At 52.6% G+C, this 17,484-nt stretch carries 15 protein-coding genes; 6 read left to right on the forward strand and 9 right to left on the reverse strand.

Annotated features, from left to right (window positions below):
* The first annotated feature begins 11 nt into the window (after positions 1-11).
* Together secF and ACTU44_RS12585 are read left to right on the forward strand one after the other, a co-directional pair.
* Positions 12-941, forward strand: coding sequence for a protein translocase subunit SecF (secF, locus tag ACTU44_RS12580; RefSeq protein WP_114099800.1), 930 nt, complete (start codon positions 12-14; stop codon positions 939-941).
* Positions 942-1,069: 128 nt separating this feature from the next.
* A complete protein-coding gene (locus ACTU44_RS12585) occupies positions 1,070-1,450 on the forward strand; it encodes an Mth938-like domain-containing protein (protein WP_114099799.1) in 381 nt (126 codons plus the stop codon).
* A gap of 3 nt (positions 1,451-1,453) precedes the next feature.
* On the opposite strand, the gene ACTU44_RS12590 is transcribed toward ACTU44_RS12585, so the two are convergent.
* Positions 1,454-2,806 carry an NAD(P)-binding protein gene (locus ACTU44_RS12590; RefSeq protein ID WP_114099798.1) on the reverse strand — a complete coding sequence of 451 codons (1,353 nt, stop codon included), beginning with the start codon at positions 2,804-2,806 and terminating at the stop codon, positions 1,454-1,456.
* Positions 2,807-2,993: 187 nt separating this feature from the next.
* Here ACTU44_RS12590 and ACTU44_RS12595 point away from each other — a divergent pair, with 187 nt between their 5' ends.
* Together ACTU44_RS12595 and ACTU44_RS12600 are read left to right on the forward strand one after the other, a co-directional pair.
* Positions 2,994-3,839, forward strand: coding sequence for a phytoene/squalene synthase family protein (locus ACTU44_RS12595; RefSeq protein WP_462095576.1), 846 nt, complete (start codon positions 2,994-2,996; stop codon positions 3,837-3,839).
* 151 nt (positions 3,840-3,990) lie between these two features.
* Positions 3,991-4,572, forward strand: coding sequence for a hypothetical protein (locus ACTU44_RS12600; protein WP_462095577.1), 582 nt, complete (start codon positions 3,991-3,993; stop codon positions 4,570-4,572).
* Between the two features lie 64 nt (positions 4,573-4,636).
* Here ACTU44_RS12600 and trmFO read toward each other — a convergent pair whose 3' ends face one another.
* Positions 4,637-5,983, reverse strand: a complete 1,347-nt coding sequence (gene trmFO / locus ACTU44_RS12605; protein ID WP_462095578.1) for a methylenetetrahydrofolate--tRNA-(uracil(54)-C(5))-methyltransferase (FADH(2)-oxidizing) TrmFO — start codon at positions 5,981-5,983, stop codon at positions 4,637-4,639.
* Between the two features lie 196 nt (positions 5,984-6,179).
* On the opposite strand from trmFO, the gene ACTU44_RS12610 reads away from it, so the two are divergent.
* Positions 6,180-7,157, forward strand: coding sequence for a hypothetical protein (locus tag ACTU44_RS12610; RefSeq protein WP_462095579.1), 978 nt, complete (start codon positions 6,180-6,182; stop codon positions 7,155-7,157).
* A 41-nt stretch (positions 7,158-7,198) separates the two neighbouring features.
* On the opposite strand, the gene uvrA is transcribed toward ACTU44_RS12610, so the two are convergent.
* From uvrA to ACTU44_RS12645, 7 genes are all read right to left on the reverse strand, one after another.
* On the reverse strand, positions 7,199-10,027 hold the full coding sequence (gene uvrA / locus ACTU44_RS12615) for an excinuclease ABC subunit UvrA (RefSeq protein ID WP_114099793.1): 2,829 nt from the start codon (positions 10,025-10,027) through the stop codon (positions 7,199-7,201).
* 211 nt (positions 10,028-10,238) lie between these two features.
* Complete coding sequence (gene fbaA / locus ACTU44_RS12620) at positions 10,239-11,318, reverse strand: class II fructose-bisphosphate aldolase (RefSeq protein WP_114099792.1); 1,080 nt, start codon at positions 11,316-11,318, stop codon at positions 10,239-10,241.
* A 20-nt stretch (positions 11,319-11,338) separates the two neighbouring features.
* Positions 11,339-12,406, reverse strand: a complete 1,068-nt coding sequence (locus tag ACTU44_RS12625; RefSeq protein WP_462095580.1) for a Gfo/Idh/MocA family protein — start codon at positions 12,404-12,406, stop codon at positions 11,339-11,341.
* A 45-nt stretch (positions 12,407-12,451) separates the two neighbouring features.
* On the reverse strand, positions 12,452-13,585 hold the full coding sequence (gene nagA / locus ACTU44_RS12630; RefSeq protein WP_462095581.1) for an N-acetylglucosamine-6-phosphate deacetylase: 1,134 nt from the start codon (positions 13,583-13,585) through the stop codon (positions 12,452-12,454).
* A complete protein-coding gene (locus tag ACTU44_RS12635) occupies positions 13,585-14,628 on the reverse strand; it encodes an SIS domain-containing protein (RefSeq protein WP_114099789.1) in 1,044 nt (347 codons plus the stop codon). Before ACTU44_RS12635 ends, nagA begins: the two co-directional genes overlap by 1 nt.
* 44 nt (positions 14,629-14,672) lie before the next feature.
* A complete protein-coding gene (locus ACTU44_RS12640; RefSeq protein WP_114099788.1) occupies positions 14,673-15,434 on the reverse strand; it encodes a GntR family transcriptional regulator in 762 nt (253 codons plus the stop codon).
* Positions 15,431-16,312 carry a glucosamine kinase nucleotide-binding domain-containing protein gene (locus tag ACTU44_RS12645; RefSeq protein ID WP_114099787.1) on the reverse strand — a complete coding sequence of 294 codons (882 nt, stop codon included), beginning with the start codon at positions 16,310-16,312 and terminating at the stop codon, positions 15,431-15,433. The genes ACTU44_RS12640 and ACTU44_RS12645 overlap by 4 nt, the downstream gene beginning before the upstream one ends.
* Positions 16,313-16,586: 274 nt before the next feature.
* Here ACTU44_RS12645 and ACTU44_RS12650 point away from each other — a divergent pair, with 274 nt between their 5' ends.
* Positions 16,587-17,474 carry an N-acetylmuramic acid 6-phosphate etherase gene (locus tag ACTU44_RS12650; protein WP_114099786.1) on the forward strand — a complete coding sequence of 296 codons (888 nt, stop codon included), beginning with the start codon at positions 16,587-16,589 and terminating at the stop codon, positions 17,472-17,474.
* Positions 17,475-17,484 lie beyond the last annotated feature (10 nt).

The following is a 17,484-nucleotide window of genomic DNA, read 5'->3' on the forward strand; positions in this document are numbered from 1 at the left end:
ACAGGGAAGATATGAAACCTTTGCATCTTATCCCGGATGACGTGAACGTCCCGTTCCTCAAATTCCGGAAACTCTTTTATATCGTATCCTTGGTGATGGTTCTGGCATCTGCTGCCTTGTTCTTCACCAAGGGACTTAACTTCGGGATCGATTTTCGCGGGGGTATCCTTGTTGAAATCAAGACCGATGGTCCGGCAGATATCAGCGGATTACGCGACAATCTTGGAAGTCTTGGTCTTGGTGACGTTTCGATCCAGGAATTCGGGGCACCGGATGACGTTCTGATTCAGTTGCAGCGTCAGGATGGCGACGAAAAGGCCCAGATGGCTGCGTTGGCGACAGTCACCGATGCCCTTGGCGAAAATGTCACCATCCGTCGTAGTGAACTTGTTGGCCCGAAAGTTGGTAGCGAGCTCAAGGAAGCGGGTTTTTATTCGGTCGTGATTTCGCTGTTGCTGATCATGGTCTATATCTGGTTCCGCTTTGAATGGCAGTTTGCAGTGGCTTCGGTTGTTGCCCTGTTGCATGACGTTGTGATTACGGTCGGGTTCTTTGTGATCACCGGTGTTCAGTTCGATCTTGCAACGCTTGCCGCCGTTCTCACTGTTGCCGGTTATTCGATCAACGATACCGTCGTTGTGTTTGACCGTATTCGAGAATATCTGCGCAAGTTCCGCAAAATGGAAATTCCGGATCTTCTTGATCTCTCGATCAACTCGACGCTGTCGCGTACAACCATGACGTCATTCACGACCTTGCTGGCGCTGATTGCTCTGTTTACCTTCGGTGGCGAGGCAATCCGCGGATTCACGCTGGCGCTTATTTTCGGCATCGTGATCGGTACATATTCGTCAATTTGTGTGGCTTCTCCGCTTTTGATTGTTTTGCGTCTGAAACGCAAAATTCCCGAAGCAGAAGAAGGTCAGGAAGTAAAAGCCTGATCCGACCAACATTGATCTAGAATTTGCAAGAAGGCCGGGGATGTGCGAAAACGCCCCGGCCTTTTTTGTTTTGCCGTTTTGTTCGCCCGAACAGAACATGATGCGCTCCAGATGATACGAGGATTTCCATGTCACTTGAAGTCAGCCCACTTGTTGCCGAAGGTCGCAATCTGGTCTCAAGCTATGGTGACGGTCTGTTTCGCTTTGGCGAAGAAACGGTAAACGGTTCAGTGTTGCTGTTTCCGGAATCCATCTACTCATGGAATGTCAAATCCATCGATGACATTTCGGTGGACTCATTTGCCCGCATCATCGAGAAAGCTGATGAAATCGAAATCTTGCTGCTGGGTATGGGAACGCGTTTGACACCTGTGCCGCTGGCATGGCGTCATGCGCTTAAAGAGCATGGTATCGTGATCGAGCCGATGGATACCGGTGCGGCTTGCCGCACATACAATGTCCTGGTTGCAGAGGCCCGTCGCGTAGCAGCCGCCCTGATTGCGGTTTGACGCCTATTCCTTCAAATAGGCCAATACCTGCTGGCGAACCTGTTTGACGCTGGCAAACAAGGCAGCAGGGCCCGGTGCAGAATCCACCGGGAATGAATCACCGCACAGAAACAGGTTCTTCCAAGGTGTTTTCAGGCGATTCCGCAAGGCGGCATGGCCAGGTGTAAATTCGGGAAATGGAGCTTCCGCATCAATGAAGCTGAAATTGGGATGTTCGGCCCCTTGAACATTTTGAGCCCGTGCCTGCAAATCAAGATTGAGATACTGGTTGCATAGCCACACGCAGCGCTGCCAGATACGGTCCACAAGCTGTTCTATTGTTCCGTCAGCAGGAAGGTGAAAGCTGCTGTTCAGGCTGACCTGGATATGTCGGCGATGGCAATATATTGCCCGGACAAGGTCATCGCTAACGAACAGGCAAAGAGGTTCCGCAAATGGACGTCGTAGCTCATATGCCACTGTTTGTCGGCGTGCCGGGGCGGGCGGGATACCAATGTCGGGGACAGCGTTGCACAGTGGTTTGGGATGAAGTGCAAGTACGACCGCATCACTGGGATTGATCATAACCTGAATATCATCGTTAAACAAAAGATCGGTGGCATATTCAGATGTGCTGTCAATATCACCAAGCCTGGTTCGGGCCATGATCTTTCCACCCGCTGCTAAAAAGCGTTCACGCAGTGTCGGCAGGGCGATATCGTTGAGGATGATAGGATCAATCGCCGAAAAGACCGGCTCATGTGATCGGGCGACCACGGCGCCTGCTTTGGGCAGGAGAACCCGCGCGAGCAGAGTGCTTGAACATTTGTGAGCCGGAATTGAAAACAGGACTTCTGCCAACACTGCCAGAGCATCGCGATGGTATGTGCCGGGTTTATGGGCGTGCTCGTCGCTATCAAAGTCACCGAACGAAGCGGCCGCCTCGACCCGGTTTTCCTCATTGCCATAACGCTGTCGCCAAAAGTCGATCATGGTGTATATGCGGGCCAAAACGCCAAGTCGCCGGGCGATCAGAGCCCTTGAAACACCCTGATCAAGCGTGATGATCGCAGGTTTGCGTCGGCCGCGTTTTAATCCCATGACACAGTGGGCCGGGCGGACGAGTTTGGCCGGGATTTCGGGCCATCGGGCAAAGTAGTCTGCAACCAGGCCGTCCGGATCATAAAAGATTTCCGGCTCCGACGTTTTGTGACTTTCGGGCGCGGTTTGCATGCCACGGGTCCAGCGGCTTTCGAATGGCTCGCCTTCGTCATACAGGTGTACTTCCACGCCGTCTTCGGCCAGCTGGGTCGCCAGTGCCGCACCAGCCAGGCCGCCGCCTATAACGTGTAATTTTCCAGAGGTGAAGGATGCCATATGCCTGCGCCACTTTAATTGTTATACAAGGCCGGAAATACTGGTTTGCACGTTATCGTGTCATTCGGTCTGACAAAATAACCTTAACAGCAGAACACCTTACAAGCCATGGATGAAATTATCACTGCGCAGATCAACCAGCCAATTGAAGTTGTTGGTGCAATGAAAAGCGGGTTGGAAGCATAGAATGACTGAGACGCCAAAGCTCTCGCATTGCGCGGACTACACGCGCCGTCATGATCGGGATCGTTTCCTGTGTGCGTTATTTGCCGCACCTGAAAAGCGTGAAGACCTGTTCACGCTCTATGCTTTCAATCAGGAAGTCTCGAAAACGCGCGAAATGGTTACGGAAATCATGCTTGGCCATATTCGGCTGCAATGGTGGCGCGATACCCTGAGCGAAATCGGGGAGGGCAAAGTACGCAAGCATGAAGTTGTCGAACCGCTTGCGGAACTTGTTCAGTCTCAAGCCGTTTCGGTTCGTGACCTTGAAACCGTCGTTGCCGCGCGTGAATTTGATCTTGAAGACCGCCAACCTGCTGATCAGGAAGAACTTGATCGATATATCGATCAAACCTCAGGTCAGATGGCGGTTCTTTCCGGGCGTGTTCTTGGTGCGACGGGAGACGATGCTGAACACGCAATCCGTCTTGCGGGCAATGCCTATGGTCTGGTCGGTATCATGCGTGCAATGGTATTTCATGGACGTGCCAAGCGCCTTTATCTCCCCAAGGACCGGATGGAAAATCACAATGTCGGGCAGAGCGATATCTTTGAGTTCCGAAAAAAGGAAGAGGTCCGCAACCTGACCAAAGAACTGGCAGAACTGGCAAGAAAGAGGATTGCCGAGGCACGCAAGCATCGAGGGGCTGTTCCGAAATCTGCCCGCGCTGCTGCATTGCCACTGGTTCTTGCCGACGGGTATCTGCGCAAACTGGCCAAAGCGGAATTTGATCCGTTCTCGGCCGAATTCGGGCTTGCGCGACCGGCAAGTGTGCGTCTGACCCTTAATGGCTTGCTTAAAAGCTATTGATGCCAATTCACGTGATGGCTGGATATTGCGAAAATATCATCTACATTAACGATAAAGGATAAGACAGCTTCGTTCTGTCCGTGTTAGCGTTAATAACGCCTTGTTTACACGGTGCAACGTCAATTGTGGGCTACCCAGCATGAGGGTTCGTATGGCATATCCGCATTCCAGACTTGGAACTAACTGGCTATCGAAGCTGGTTATTGTCATGCTGTTTGGTGGTTTTGGTTTTGCGCCATTCGTCGCCCAGGCAGCCAGTATAGATCCGTTCGTTGGTGATTATCACGGTGTGACAATTGAACATGCCGATGGCGAGCTGCAGGCCCGCGATCTTGACGTCAGCATTGAAAAGACGGAAAGGGGTTTTAACGTTGACTGGGCTACTGTCATTCACAAAAAGGACGGGCGCGAAAAGAACGTTTCGCTGAGTATCGAGTTCTATTCAACCGAACGCCCGGACATCTATGGCAGTGCAATGCGCTCAGGCCTGTTCGGGAAACGTATCCCAAACGATCCGTTAAAAGGTGAACCGTTTTTCTGGGCACGTATTGTCGGTAAAACCCTTACCATTCATGCCCTTTATATCACCGATGAAGGTGGTTACGAGATGCAGGTCTATGAACGCAAGCTTGATGATGAGGGCAATATGGACCTTGTTTTTAGCCGGTTTCGGGATGGCAAGCAGATCCGTGACATTACCGGCAAGTTGACCCGCCAAAAGAAAACTTATTGATTGTGATCAGATAGCATCAAGCTGAGATAAGAAAGCCGCATCACAGGATGCGGCTTTTGTCTTGTTACGCAGCGTTTACCGCACTTAGCCATTCATCAAACAACGGAATGGCACGGTCCGAATAGAGCTTTTTCCGATCCCGGCCCTTGACCCGTTTGGTCAGCTCCAGATCCGGGAACAGTCCGAAATTGACATTCATCGGTTGGAACGTGCTTTCGTCTGCGCCGCCTGTGATATGGTTCAAAAGCGCCCCCATTGCCGTTGCAAGGGGCGGGGTAGGAATTGTTTTCCCTACTTTTTCAGCCGCAGTAAAGCGACCAACCATCAGTCCGACCGCTGCACTTTCAACATAGCCCTCGCAGCCGGTAATCTGACCGGCGAACCGCAAATCAGGACGCGCTTTGAGGCGCAAGGTCGGATCGAGAAGGCGTGGTGAATTCAGGAAGGTGTTCCGGTGTATGCCGCCAAGGCGGGCAAACTCGGCGTTTTCAAGGCCCGGAATGGTTCGGAATACGTCAACCTGGGCACCGTATTTCAGTTTGGTCTGGAAGCCGACCATATTGTAAAGCGTGCCAAGCGCGTTGTCCTGACGAAGCTGAACAATCGCGCGCGGCTTTACAGTCGGGTTATGCGGATTGGTCAGACCGACCGGTTTCATTGGACCATGGCGCAGGGTTTCGCGCCCGCGCTCAGCCATCACTTCAATCGGAAGGCAGCCATCGAAATAGGGGGTGTCTTTTTCCCATTCCTTGAATTCGGTTTTTTCGCCGTCAAGCAGGGCATCAATGAAACGGTTATACTCGTCTGCATCCATCGGGCAGTTAATATAGTCCTTGCCATCGCCCTTGTCATAACGCGACTGGAACCATGCCTTGTCGAAATCAATGCTTTCCTTGTAGACAATCGGCGCAATCGCATCAAAGAAGGCAAGACTTGCTTCACTGGTGACTTTGCGGATTGCCTCGGCAAGCGCTCCAGAGGTCAGAGGCCCGGTCGCAATGATGGTATGCTCCCATTCCTGCGGCGGCAGATCATCAATCTCGCCACGTTCCATGGTGATAAGCGGATGATTCTCCAGCGCGTCGGTAACAGCCTGCGAGAAGCCTTCGCGGTCAACGGCCAACGCGCCGCCAGCGGGGACCTTGTGTTGATCGGCGCAACGCATGATGATGGACCCGGCACGGCGCATTTCGTCGTGGATCAGGCCAACAGCGTTATATTCCTTGTCATCCGAGCGGAACGAATTCGAACAGACCAATTCGGCACATTTATCCGTATGGTGCGCGTCTGTCGGACGTACCGGGCGCATCTCATGCAGGATAACGGGCGCACCGGCTTCTGCCAGCTGCCAGGCGGCTTCACTGCCGGCCAGACCGGCACCGATAATATGAACAGGTTTAACCGTATTCACGTGTGCGAACTCCTCGCGAAGAATATGTTTGAAAGCTTGGCACACACATAGCGGTGCATGGGGGCATATTTCAAGTCAATTGCGCAGTCATCATCCATCAGTACGCATGGACCCATGAATTTTTTCACATTGCCACAGCAAGTACGTCTTATATGCCAGACCCGTTCTGTCGAACATATGTGAAACTGGGGCCAATATGAGCTACCCGCATCACCCATATGGCTATGAACCCACACATTGTCCGGTAATCGGGCTTGTTCCCCGACGTCGGATCATACGCGATGTCGAGTGCAAGACGACTTCGCAAGACGATGCCGCGTGTCAACCAGACGCTCCGACGGAGAGCAAGGAACGGCGGCCGGGATTTCCGTTTGGTGGTTTCCCCGACGGGGTCTTTAGTCCTGCCGATATCGAAAGCATGATTGAATACGTGGTGGCAACCCGCCAGGGATGGCGAGCCTCGCTTGTCATGCGGGCGTTCTTGCGATGGTGGCGCAATGAAGTGGCCCCGGAAAGCAGTGCAACTGATCGTAAGCAATCCGATGCTGTTTTGATGCTTTTGGCGCTTAATCAGGGACGCGACGGCTTTGTCCAAGGGTATTTGCACGATCTGAGCGCAGAGATGAAAGATCATCCCAAGTTACCAACCCCCGAAAACCCGATTGAAAAGGCCTTCAACAAAAGCCTTCGGATTGCAGCACTTGCTTTGGCGCTGTCGCCAATCGTTCTGATTTTTGCTGTTCTGATGTTTGTCCAGATCGACACCATCATCAGCACAGGCAATGGCAAATTGTTCGGGTTCAGTTACGACCTGTTGTTCTTTGTTGGCAGCTTCGGTGCCATTGGTGCCCTGACAAGCATGATGATGCGTTTAGGGAAGGACACCCCGTGGGCGGATATGGAACCGTCGTCAGTGTTCTTTAATTTCCTGTTCCGGCCATGCATGGGGTTTTGTTTCGCACTGGTCGTGCTGCTTGCGCTACGCGCCGGGATACTGCCCATACCGCTTGATGAGCTGCATAATCTTGATGACCTCGACCAGATCAGCAATTCCGCCGTGGCCGGACAACAAATGTCGATCGTTCTGGTCTTCGCATTCTTGTCAGGATTTAGTGAACGGCTGAGTACAGCCTTGGTCAAAAGAGTTGAAAACCGGGTAACCAGTGGCGGGTAGGTGATGAAAAAGGGCAGCAAAAACATGCTGCCCTTTAAATATTATTCCAGTCCCAGATGCCGTTTCAGATAACGACCCGTATAGCTACGCTCATTGGCCATGATGGCCTCCGGGGTGCCAGTGCCGACCAACTGACCGCCGCCGTCGCCGCCCTCGGGTCCTATATCAATGATCCAGTCAGCCGTTTTGATAACGTCAAGGTTATGTTCGATCACGACCACCGTGTTGCCCTGATCCACAATGGTATGCAGCACCTCAAGCAATTTGCGGATATCGTGGAAATGAAGACCTGTGGTCGGTTCATCGAGAATATAGATCGTCCGTCCTGTCGCGCGTTTTGACAGTTCCTTGGCAAGTTTGACGCGCTGTGCTTCACCACCCGAAAGAGTTGTTGCCTGCTGTCCAAGGTGGATATAGGAAAGACCGACCTGTTTCAGGGTTTCCATCTTGTCACGGATCGAAGGAACAGCCTTGAAGAATTCGGCGCCTTCTTCGACCGTCATATCAAGGACATCAGATATCGATTTGCCTTTAAACGATATTTCCAGTGTCTCGCGGTTGTATCGTTTACCTTTGCACTGATCGCATGTCACATAGACGTCGGGCAAGAAGTGCATTTCGATTTTGATGACGCCGTCACCCTGACAAGCTTCGCAACGACCGCCTTTGACGTTAAACGAGAAACGACCGGGCTTGTAGCCGCGTGTTTTGGCTTCGGGCAACTGTGCGAACCAGTCCCGGATCGGGGTGAAAGCCCCGGTATAGGTCACCGGGTTGGATCGCGGGGTTCTGCCAATCGGGCTTTGATCAATATCGATGATCTTGTCGATAAGTTCGACACCGGTAATGCTGTCATGTGCACCGGGATGATGACGGGCGTTATGCATCCGTTTTGCCAACGCCTTATAAAGCGTTTCGATCACCAGACTGGACTTGCCACCACCGGAAACTCCGGTAACACAGATGAATTTTCCAAGCGGGAAATCAACATCAATGCCCTGAAGGTTGTTGGCCGTGGCCCCCTTGATGGTAATCGCCTTGCCATTTCCTTTGCGACGTTCCTTGGGAACAGCGATCTGTTCGATCCCGACAAGGTATTTCCCCGTCAGGCTGTCGGGGTTCTGCTGGATTTCTTCGGGGGTTCCCTGCGCAACAATACGTCCACCATGGATACCTGCACCCGGGCCCATATCAACGACATAGTCAGCCGCGCGAATAGCATCTTCGTCATGTTCAACGACAAGAACAGTGTTTCCAAGATCACGCAGGCGCTTGAGGGTTTCCAGAAGACGGTCATTGTCGCGCTGATGCAGGCCAATTGAAGGTTCATCAAGCACGTAAAGCACACCTGTGAGGCCCGAGCCGATTTGCGATGCCAGGCGAATACGCTGGCTCTCACCGCCCGAAAGGGTGCCGGACGTGCGCGACATGGAGAGATAATCAAGTCCGACGTCACGCAGGAACCGCAGACGGTCATTGATCTCGCGAAGAATACGCCGGGCGATCTCTGTTTCTTTCTCGTTCAGCTTGCCTTCAAGGCCGATAAACCAGTCACCGGCCTTGGCAATCGAAAGATCAGTGATCTGCGAGATATCAAATCCATCAACCTTTACGGCCAGTGCTTCGGGTTTCAGGCGCTTTCCCGAACAGGTCGGGCAATGTGAAACCATCTGATATTTGGACAGTTCGTCACGGGCCCACTGACTGTCAGTTTCGCGCCAGCGACGGGCCATGTTTGGAATAACACCTTCGAACGGGCGAGAAACCTTATAGCTGCGCGACCCGTCATCATAGGTAACGGTGACTTCTTCTTCGCCGGAGCCGTTCAGAATAATGTCCTGAGCTGTTTTCGGTAATTTGTCCCAGGCAACATTCGTCTTGAAGCCGAAATGCTTTGCGACCGATTTCAGCGTCTGCAGATAATATTTCGATGTGCTGCTTGCCCAAGGAGCAACAGCGCCATCTTCAAGCGTCTTGCTTTCATCAGGGACAACCAGCATCGGATCAAATTCCATCTGGGTGCCAAGACCATCACAAGCCGGGCAGGCGCCAAAGGGATTGTTGAATGAAAACAGGCGGGGTTCGATTTCCTCAATCGTAAAACCGGAGACGGGGCAGGCGAACTTTGCAGAGAAGACAGTGGTTTCCCCAGTCTTGGCGTCTTCGGTCAGAACGATGCCATCGGTCAATTCAAGGGCAGTTTCAAAACTGTCGGCAAGACGGGTGGCGATGCCTTCCTTGACGATCAAACGATCCACCACGACTGAAATATCATGTTTCAGTTTTTTATTGAGTTCGGGGGCCTCGTCGATGTCATACATCTCGCCATCGATTTTGACGCGCTGGAACCCGCGTGAGCGCAGATCACGCAATTCCTTTTTGTATTCGCCCTTACGTCCGCGTACGATCGGAGCAAGAAGGTAAAGACGCGTGCCTTCTTCCATCTCCATCACCCGGTCGACCATCTGCGACACCGTCTGGCTGACAATTGGAAGACCCGTTGCAGGCGAATAGGGGATCCCGATGCGCGCCCACAGAAGACGCATATAGTCATAAATCTCGGTGACGGTACCGACGGTCGAACGCGGATTGCGCGATGTCGTTTTTTGTTCGATCGAAATGGCCGGGGACAAGCCGTCGATATATTCGACATCCGGCTTTTGCATCAATTCAAGGAACTGGCGTGCATAGGCAGACAGGCTTTCGACATAGCGACGCTGACCTTCAGCATAGATCGTGTCGAACGCAAGCGAACTTTTTCCGGATCCCGACAGGCCGGTAATCACCACCAGAGAATCGCGTGGCAGTTCAACGTCGATGTTCTGAAGATTGTGTTCTTTCGCACCGCGAACCGAAATTTTCGTCAGCATATCGGGCCTTTTGTTCCTGAATTGTTCGGAAAGTGTATAGAGGACGTCAACGCTATACGCAAGCGCACCCCTGACAGCTCCTGTCAGTATTTGTCAGGAGACTGTCATTTCACAATGACCATGGCGATAGAGACACGAAAAAACCCGCCGAACAAGTCCGGCGGGTTTCACAAATCCTGTGACCATTTTGGTCGAACAAGGCTGATCAGGCTTAGCCCTTGGTGACCGAACGACCGGTCGCGCCAAGGTCTTTGAAAGCTTCTTCGAGACGGGCTGCCATCGAAAGTTCAGCTTCGCGAACCCAGACGCGCGGGTCATAGTCTTTTTTGTATGGTTTGTCCGTTTCCGGATCGACCTGATACTTGAAGGCGCGCGCATGGGCTTCGACATATTCACCGACCGGGCGGGAATAGGCGAACTGGGTATCGGTATCGATATTCATCTTGAAAACGCCATAGCTGACGGCTTCTTCGATTTTTTCTTTTTCCGAACCGGAACCACCATGGAATACGAAGTCCAGAGGACGGTCGCCAAGACCATGCTTCTCGGATACAAATTTCTGGCTTTCCAGAAGGATTTCTGGACGCAGTTTGACGTTGCCCGGTTTATAGACGCCGTGCACATTACCGAATGCAGCAGCAACCGAGAAATGGCCGAGCGGCGACAGACGGCGATAGGCCTCTTCAACTTCTTCCGGACGGGTATAAAGACGCGGATCGATCTCGTCACTTGACGTGTCAAGCTCGTGACCAATGCCGTCTTCTTCGCCACCGGTAACGCCCAGTTCGATCTCAAGGCTCATCTCGATGGCGGACATGCGCTTAAGGAAGGTCTCGCAAGTCGACAGGTTGTCTTCAAGCGTTTCTTCCGAAAGATCGAGCATGTGAGAGCTATAAAGCGCCTGACCGGTTTCGGCATAGGCCTTTTCGCTCCATTTCAACATTTCATCGACCCACGGGACGAACTTGCGGTTCGCGTGATCGGTATGCATGACAACAGCGACACCGTAATATTCAGCAAGAAGCTGTGCATGACGGGCAGCCGAAACTGCGCCCACGACACGGGCAGCATCAGCGTCCTTGATGCCCTTGCCGGCAAAGAACTGTGCGCCACCATTCGAAAGCTGAATGATAATGTCAGAACCGGCATTCGCGGCAGCTTCAAGGGCTGCGTTCATCGTGCTTGATGATGTGATATTAACAGCGGGAAGGGCGTAACCGTCCTGCTTGCAAGCAGCGACAAGGTCACGATAGGCAGCACCGGTAACAACACCGGGTTTAACGGAAGGCATGTGGGTACTCCTCCTGGGGGTCAGAGTAAAACAGGTGCCCCCGTGCGAACCGACTGGTCCGCAGCAAGGGCAATCCGTAAGGAGCCCAATGCATCTTCCATATGCTGCGTCAGGTCAAGATTTTCTGTTATAGACTTTAGGAAAAATTCCTGTTCACGCAGGCAAAGACCATCGTGATCGGGTTCGTCATCTGTGCGGATGATTTCATCAACGCGGGTGAATTCGCCGGAACTGTCGGTATCTGCATGATGCAGGCGCAATGCATTTGTCTTGGTGTGGGTATCGATGTCGGCCGATCCGGCTCCTTTTTCTTCGACATCGGTAATCGAGACGCAACCTTTCGGTCCAATGACATCCTTAACAAAAAATGCGGTTTCGCTGATCATCGGACCCCAGCCAGCTTCATACCAGCCAACTGAGCCGTCATCAAAACGTACCTGAAGCTGCCCATAGTTATACATCTCTGGTGCGACATCCTCAGAGAGACGCACACCAATTGCATTGACCGATACCGGCTTTGCGCCGGTCATCAGGCACATGATGTCAAGATAATGAACCCCGCAATCAACAATCGGCGATACGCTGTTAAGCAACCGCTTGTGGGTTTCCCAAAAGGCGCCACTGCTTTGTTGGTTAAGGTTCATCCGCATGACAAGCGGTTTGCCGAGTGTCCTGGCAATTTCGACGAACTTTTCCCAGGATGGATGATGGCGCAGGATATATCCGATTACCAGTTTCCGATCATGTTTGCGTGCAGATGCGACCACGCGTTCAGCATCTGCGACGGTCGCAGCCAGCGGCTTTTCAATAAAAACATGTGCACCGGCTTCAAATGCTGCGATGGCGAAATCTGCATGTGTTTCGGTATAGGTATTAATTGAAACCGCATCCGGTTTGGTTTCTGCCAACGCAGTATAGAAATCGGTAAATTGCGGATAGTCGGCAAAACCATCAGGAAGCTTGTTTGCCGGGATTTCGGAACGTGCGCAAATGCCGACGATTTCGTATCCATCCAGCGCGTGATAAGCCTTTGCGTGGGACATACCCATATTACCAAGACCAATGACAAGAATACGAACCGGCTTCATTTTATGCCTCCTGAAAACCTGATAAAATATTGATTGTTTTGATTGTTATGCGCCGTTGATCCAGCTGCGGGTTACAGTGTAGCTGTCATCAAACAGAATGATATCGGCCTGATAGCCCGGTGCAATGCGCCCCATCTTGTCATCTAGTTTCAGGAACTCTGCCGGATAAAGGGATGCCATTCTAAGCGCTTCGCCAAGCTCAATACCGATCATCTCGACACAGTTTTTAACCGCACTGATCATATCAAGATCGGAGCCTGCTAGCGTCCCGTTGGCCAAGGCGCAACGCCCATCAGTGGCGATAATTTCCTCACCACCAAGGACAAAGCGTTTTTCAGTTGCGCCAACTGTCGGCATCGCATCCGTCACAAGCATGATCTTGCCTTTTGCCTTGGCTTTAACGGCGATTTTCACAGCGGCAGGATGCACGTGGTAACCATCAACAATCAGTCCACACCAGGTGGTATCATCTGCCATTGCCGCACCGGCAACACCAGGTTCGCGATGGGTAAGGGGACTCATGGCGTTAAACAGATGGGTAAAGCCACGCATTCCTTCGCCAATTGCCTCCTGAATATCATCATAGGTACCTGCAGTGTGCCCGGCGCAAACCAGAACACCTTTGTCTGCAAGCTTCTTTATGGTTCCCTTGGCGGCTTTTTCCGGCGCCATGGTGACCAGAATTCTGCCGTTGGGCAGGCGGGTCAGAAGTTCAATCGCATCATCTTCCATCGGGCGGATGATGTCGGCGGAATGAACGCCTTTACGCTCGACATTCAGGTACGGGCCTTCAAGATGAATACCGACGATACCCGGAACATTTGCATCAATTGCAGCGCTGACGGCCGCAATGGCATCTTCCATCTTGTCACGATAGTCGGTGATGAGAGTCGGCAGCATCGCAGTGGTACCGAACTTACGATGGGCTTCCATGACGGCGCGCACCCCGTTGATATCGGGTTGATCGTTCAAAAGAACGCCGCCGCCGCCATTAACCTGAACGTCAATCAGGCCGGGGGCCAAAGTTTGGCCCTGACCATCAACGATTTCAATGTCGTTGGGCAGGGCTTTTGCATCGGAAATTGCTTCGATCTTGCCGTTACGCACGATGACCGCTCTTCCGTCGAGAAATTCTGTCCCGTCGAAAATGCGGGCATTGGTAATGGCAAAGCTGGTCATTAGTGGGTCTCCGTCACTTTCGAAAGGTGCGGCGGCGCATCGGGGTTGCAGCCACGGGCCAAAGCTACATTTTCCGCCAGAGTGTAGAATGTCTGGATCATGGCAATCGGCGCCAGTAACGGGTGGATATCCTCGACCACCGGGAGGTGACCCTTGATATCGGCATAGCCCGTCTCTGCGGCAAACAGATTGTCTGTTTTTGCCCGCATCTCGGAGAGGAAATCCTCGACGCTGTCACGTGACGCATCTTGCTGCGAGAATACCAGCATCGGGAAAGTCGGCGTGACCAGTGCCATCGGTCCGTGTTTGACTTCAGCTGCGCTGAAAGCTTCGGCGTGCAAGCTGCTGGTTTCCTTGAATTTAAGGGCAGCTTCCTGTGCGATTGCAAATGCTGGTCCACGCCCGATAACATAAAGGCCGTTAGAGTTGGCAATTGTTTCCGATGCGCCCAGCCAATCCTGATCCAGAGCAGAATTCAACGACTGAGGTAACTTAACGAGCCCTTTGTTAAATGCATCATCCTGTGTCCAGGCACCTACAATCTGCGCAATCGCTGACAGGGTTGCGATATAGGATTTGGTTGCTGCAACGCTTGTCTCTGGTCCGGCCATCAGCGGGATCACATGGTCAACGGTATCGGCCAGTGGAGAATCGACCACATTCACAAGTGCCACAGTACGCGCACCCGCGTCACGGGCTGCCTCGGCATTCTTCACCAGATCAGGGCTCTTGCCGGACTGCGAAACCGCTATGAACAAAGCGTCTTTCGATGCAATTGAACGATTATAGATTGATACAATTGATGGTGCTGCCGAAACGACCGGAATGCCAAGCTGGCTTTCGATCAGGTATTTGGCATACAGGGTGGCGTGGTCGGAGCTTCCGCGCCCGCAGGTGACAACAAATTTCGGCGGATTGTTCCGCAGGTCTTCCGCCAGCTTGGCAATTGCATCCCTGTTGTGTGCAAGCTGAGTTGCGACAACTTCCGGGGCTTCTGCCAATTCGCGGCCCATCTGCGTTTTCGGACGCCAACTTGTCGTCATGTGCTATATTCCCTTGGTTCTGTATGAATGGCGAATTGACTCGATCAACGCGCATCCACCTGCATTTCAGCGATAAAGTCATAACTGTCACCGCGGTAATAGGACCGGGTGAATTCCACTGGCGTGCCATTGGCAAGGAAAGAGCGTCGCTCGATGTAAAGCGCGGCACTGCCATCCGGCACCCCAAGGATTTTGGCGGTTTCGCCATCAAAAAGTTCGGCCCGAAGGCGCTGCAACGCGCGCTCGGGCTTTTTGTTGTACTTTGCCAGCGCGTCATAAAGCGATTTGTCGACTTCATCCGGGCTGGGCAAAAAGGCGCGCGGAATGACCGCATATTCAAGCGCCATAGGTTTGTCATTCGCTGTACGCAGACGACGCAAACGGGTGACCTCGGTCCCCGGTGACAAATTAAGGGCCATGGCTTCTTCGGGCGAGGCATGACCAAGTGTTTTTTCCAGCCAGACCGCACCCGGATCCATTCCGCGTGTAATCATGTCTTCAGTAAAGGAAGTCAGTCGCGACAGAGCCTGTTCGACACGAGGCGCTACAAAGGTTCCAGCTCCGTGTCGTTGCACCAGAACGCCTTCCTCAACAAGGGCACGCATCGCGTTGCGAACTGTTACCCGTGAAATACCCAATTCGGTTGCCAGATCGCGTTCACTTGGCAATGCATCGTCAACTTGCAGGATGCCATCTTCGATGACAGCCTTAAGAGCAGACTGCAACCGACGATAAAGCGGGCCATTGCCGGTATTTTCAATATCCCGGGTCCTGAGATTTGCGATGATGTCCGACGTTGCGATCATGCGGCGGCTCTTTCATGCTGTTTGGCCAACAAAATAGCACCATGCATGGCGTCAAATTTTGCAGGCGCCATCAGTTTCTTGATATCTTCTGGCATGCGTTTGGCCATCTGTTCGGCAAGCCCGCCCATCAGGGTCAGACGTGGTGCGCCAAAGGCGACCAGCTTCCGGAGAATCTTCAGGTTTGCATCTACGGCGAAATTCACAAGTGATATCGCCGCCTTATCACCGGCAGCCTCGGCATCAAATACCATCGGGCAAAACGCGCCATAATCTGATGGCCGCGCGGTTTCGGCAAATACGACAATATTCTCGGGATTGTTGTCGAATTTGGCCATCACAGCAGTAGTAAGGTCTGTTTTCTCAGCCAAACCTTCATGGGCGAGCAGGGCTGTTTCAATGGCATTGCGACCAATCCGCGCACCACTACCAAGATCGGAAACTTCAAACCCCCAACCAGCGACCGCCAATTCTGTGTTGTCGATGATTGCCTGTCCGCATGTTCCGGTGCCAACGATCAGAATTGCACCATTTGCGCCGTCATGAGCGCCAAGGCACGCTGTATAGGCATCGGTTGCAAAACAGGTGCTGGCGAAGGGATGCGCATAAGATTGCGCAAGTTTGCGATCACGCTCAAGTGGGAGGCCGGCAAGCCCCATTCCAGCATGCAGATCACCAAGTCGGGAATCATCCATACCGGCATTTGAAAGCGCAAGAGACGCAGCTGCGATGATTTCACCAAAAACATGGTCGATACCAAGGCGGGTATTGGCCCCGCCACTCACGGATTCACCCAGTACGCAGCCGGATTCATTTGCAATCCGCACGCGGCAGCGCGTTCCGCCGCCATCAACACCAAGATAAAGCCGTTCGTTTGCCATGATTGCTTAGCTGCCTTCCCGTTTCTGATCAGAGCATAGCAGAGTGGTATCTTAAAAAGCAATACCAATATAGTGCCACTATATTTGATAGTGGTCTGATTTTGGAGTCAGTAGATATACGCACAGATTGTAGGGGTGAATTGAAATAGTTAACTATTGTATTGTTTTATATAGGTTTTCCGAGTGTATTGGCGGTCTTTATCGAAAATATTTACGAAGTGGCTTGCACCGCTGGTATCACAATGGTATTTAATTTGGAGAGGGAGACGGAAAAATGGCATCACGCACTGAAGAATTTGATTCGCGATTTGCCGGGTTGGACCAATGGTCTGACGCCGATTTCCTTATGGCCTTGTGGGAAGGCCAGATGCGTGCTGTGGCCTCGGTTGGTCCGGTCCTGGGGGATCTGGCCACAGCAGCTAACGGGATTGCACGCCGCCTGGGGGGCGGCGGGCGTCTCGTTTATGTCGGCGCAGGAACTTCCGGAACGGTTGCATGGCAAGACGCCAAGGAACTTGGCGGGACCTTTGGTTGGCCCGAAGAGCATACCATTGTCATGCTGGCTGGCGGTGTTCAAAGCTCGCCAAATGAATTCAATGGTGCCGAGGATGATGTCGACCTCGCTGCGCGCGAAATATCCCAACATAATATTTCGGAAAATGATGCCGTAATTGCCATCGCTGCCAGCGGCGCAACGCCCTATACGGTGCGCGCACTGGAGCTGGCGCGCGAACGTGGCGCTTTTACTGTCGGCATTTGCAACAATCCTGATGGTCATATTCTTGGTATTGCGGACACAGGAATTTACCTCGAAAGCGCCCCGGAAGTTGTCGCTGGTTCGACCCGCATGGGGGCGGGAACAGCACAAAAGGCTGCGCTGAACATCCTGTCGACGCTTGTGATGAACAAGTTGGGGCGCCTGTTTGATAACCTGATGGTTGGTATGCGCGCAGAAAATATCAAGCTGCATGAACGGGCAGTACGCATTGTCTCGCACATTGCGTCTTGCGCGCCAGATCAGGCCAAACACGCGCTTGAAAAAACAGACTTTGATATTCGTTCGGCGGTGCTGGTGGCCAAGGGTCACACACCGGACCGGGCAAAAGAAATTCTTGTACTGTCTAATGGAAATCTCCGGACAGCGCTTGAGTACAGGAACTGACATCAACACG

It is taken from the genome of Thalassospira sp. SM2505, from assembly GCF_054901115.1.

Coding starts and splice junctions, on each gene's coding strand:
- fbaA (WP_114099792.1), bottom strand. CDS start 11,318: ATGCCTTCCGTTAAACCCGGTGTTGTTACCGGTGCTGCCTATCGTGAC.
- ACTU44_RS12585 (WP_114099799.1), top strand. CDS start 1,070: ATGTCACTTGAAGTCAGCCCACTTGTTGCCGAAGGTCGCAATCTGGTC.
- ACTU44_RS12650 (WP_114099786.1), top strand. CDS start 16,587: ATGGCATCACGCACTGAAGAATTTGATTCGCGATTTGCCGGGTTGGAC.
- ACTU44_RS12640 (WP_114099788.1), bottom strand. CDS start 15,434: ATGATCGCAACGTCGGACATCATCGCAAATCTCAGGACCCGGGATATT.
- ACTU44_RS12625 (WP_462095580.1), bottom strand. CDS start 12,406: ATGAAGCCGGTTCGTATTCTTGTCATTGGTCTTGGTAATATGGGTATG.
- nagA (WP_462095581.1), bottom strand. CDS start 13,585: ATGACCAGCTTTGCCATTACCAATGCCCGCATTTTCGACGGGACAGAA.
- ACTU44_RS12645 (WP_114099787.1), bottom strand. CDS start 16,312: ATGGCAAACGAACGGCTTTATCTTGGTGTTGATGGCGGCGGAACGCGC.
- ACTU44_RS12595 (WP_462095576.1), top strand. CDS start 2,994: ATGACTGAGACGCCAAAGCTCTCGCATTGCGCGGACTACACGCGCCGT.
- uvrA (WP_114099793.1), bottom strand. CDS start 10,027: ATGCTGACGAAAATTTCGGTTCGCGGTGCGAAAGAACACAATCTTCAG.
- ACTU44_RS12600 (WP_462095577.1), top strand. CDS start 3,991: ATGGCATATCCGCATTCCAGACTTGGAACTAACTGGCTATCGAAGCTG.
- secF (WP_114099800.1), top strand. CDS start 12: ATGAAACCTTTGCATCTTATCCCGGATGACGTGAACGTCCCGTTCCTC.
- ACTU44_RS12590 (WP_114099798.1), bottom strand. CDS start 2,806: ATGGCATCCTTCACCTCTGGAAAATTACACGTTATAGGCGGCGGCCTG.
- ACTU44_RS12635 (WP_114099789.1), bottom strand. CDS start 14,628: ATGACGACAAGTTGGCGTCCGAAAACGCAGATGGGCCGCGAATTGGCA.
- ACTU44_RS12610 (WP_462095579.1), top strand. CDS start 6,180: ATGAGCTACCCGCATCACCCATATGGCTATGAACCCACACATTGTCCG.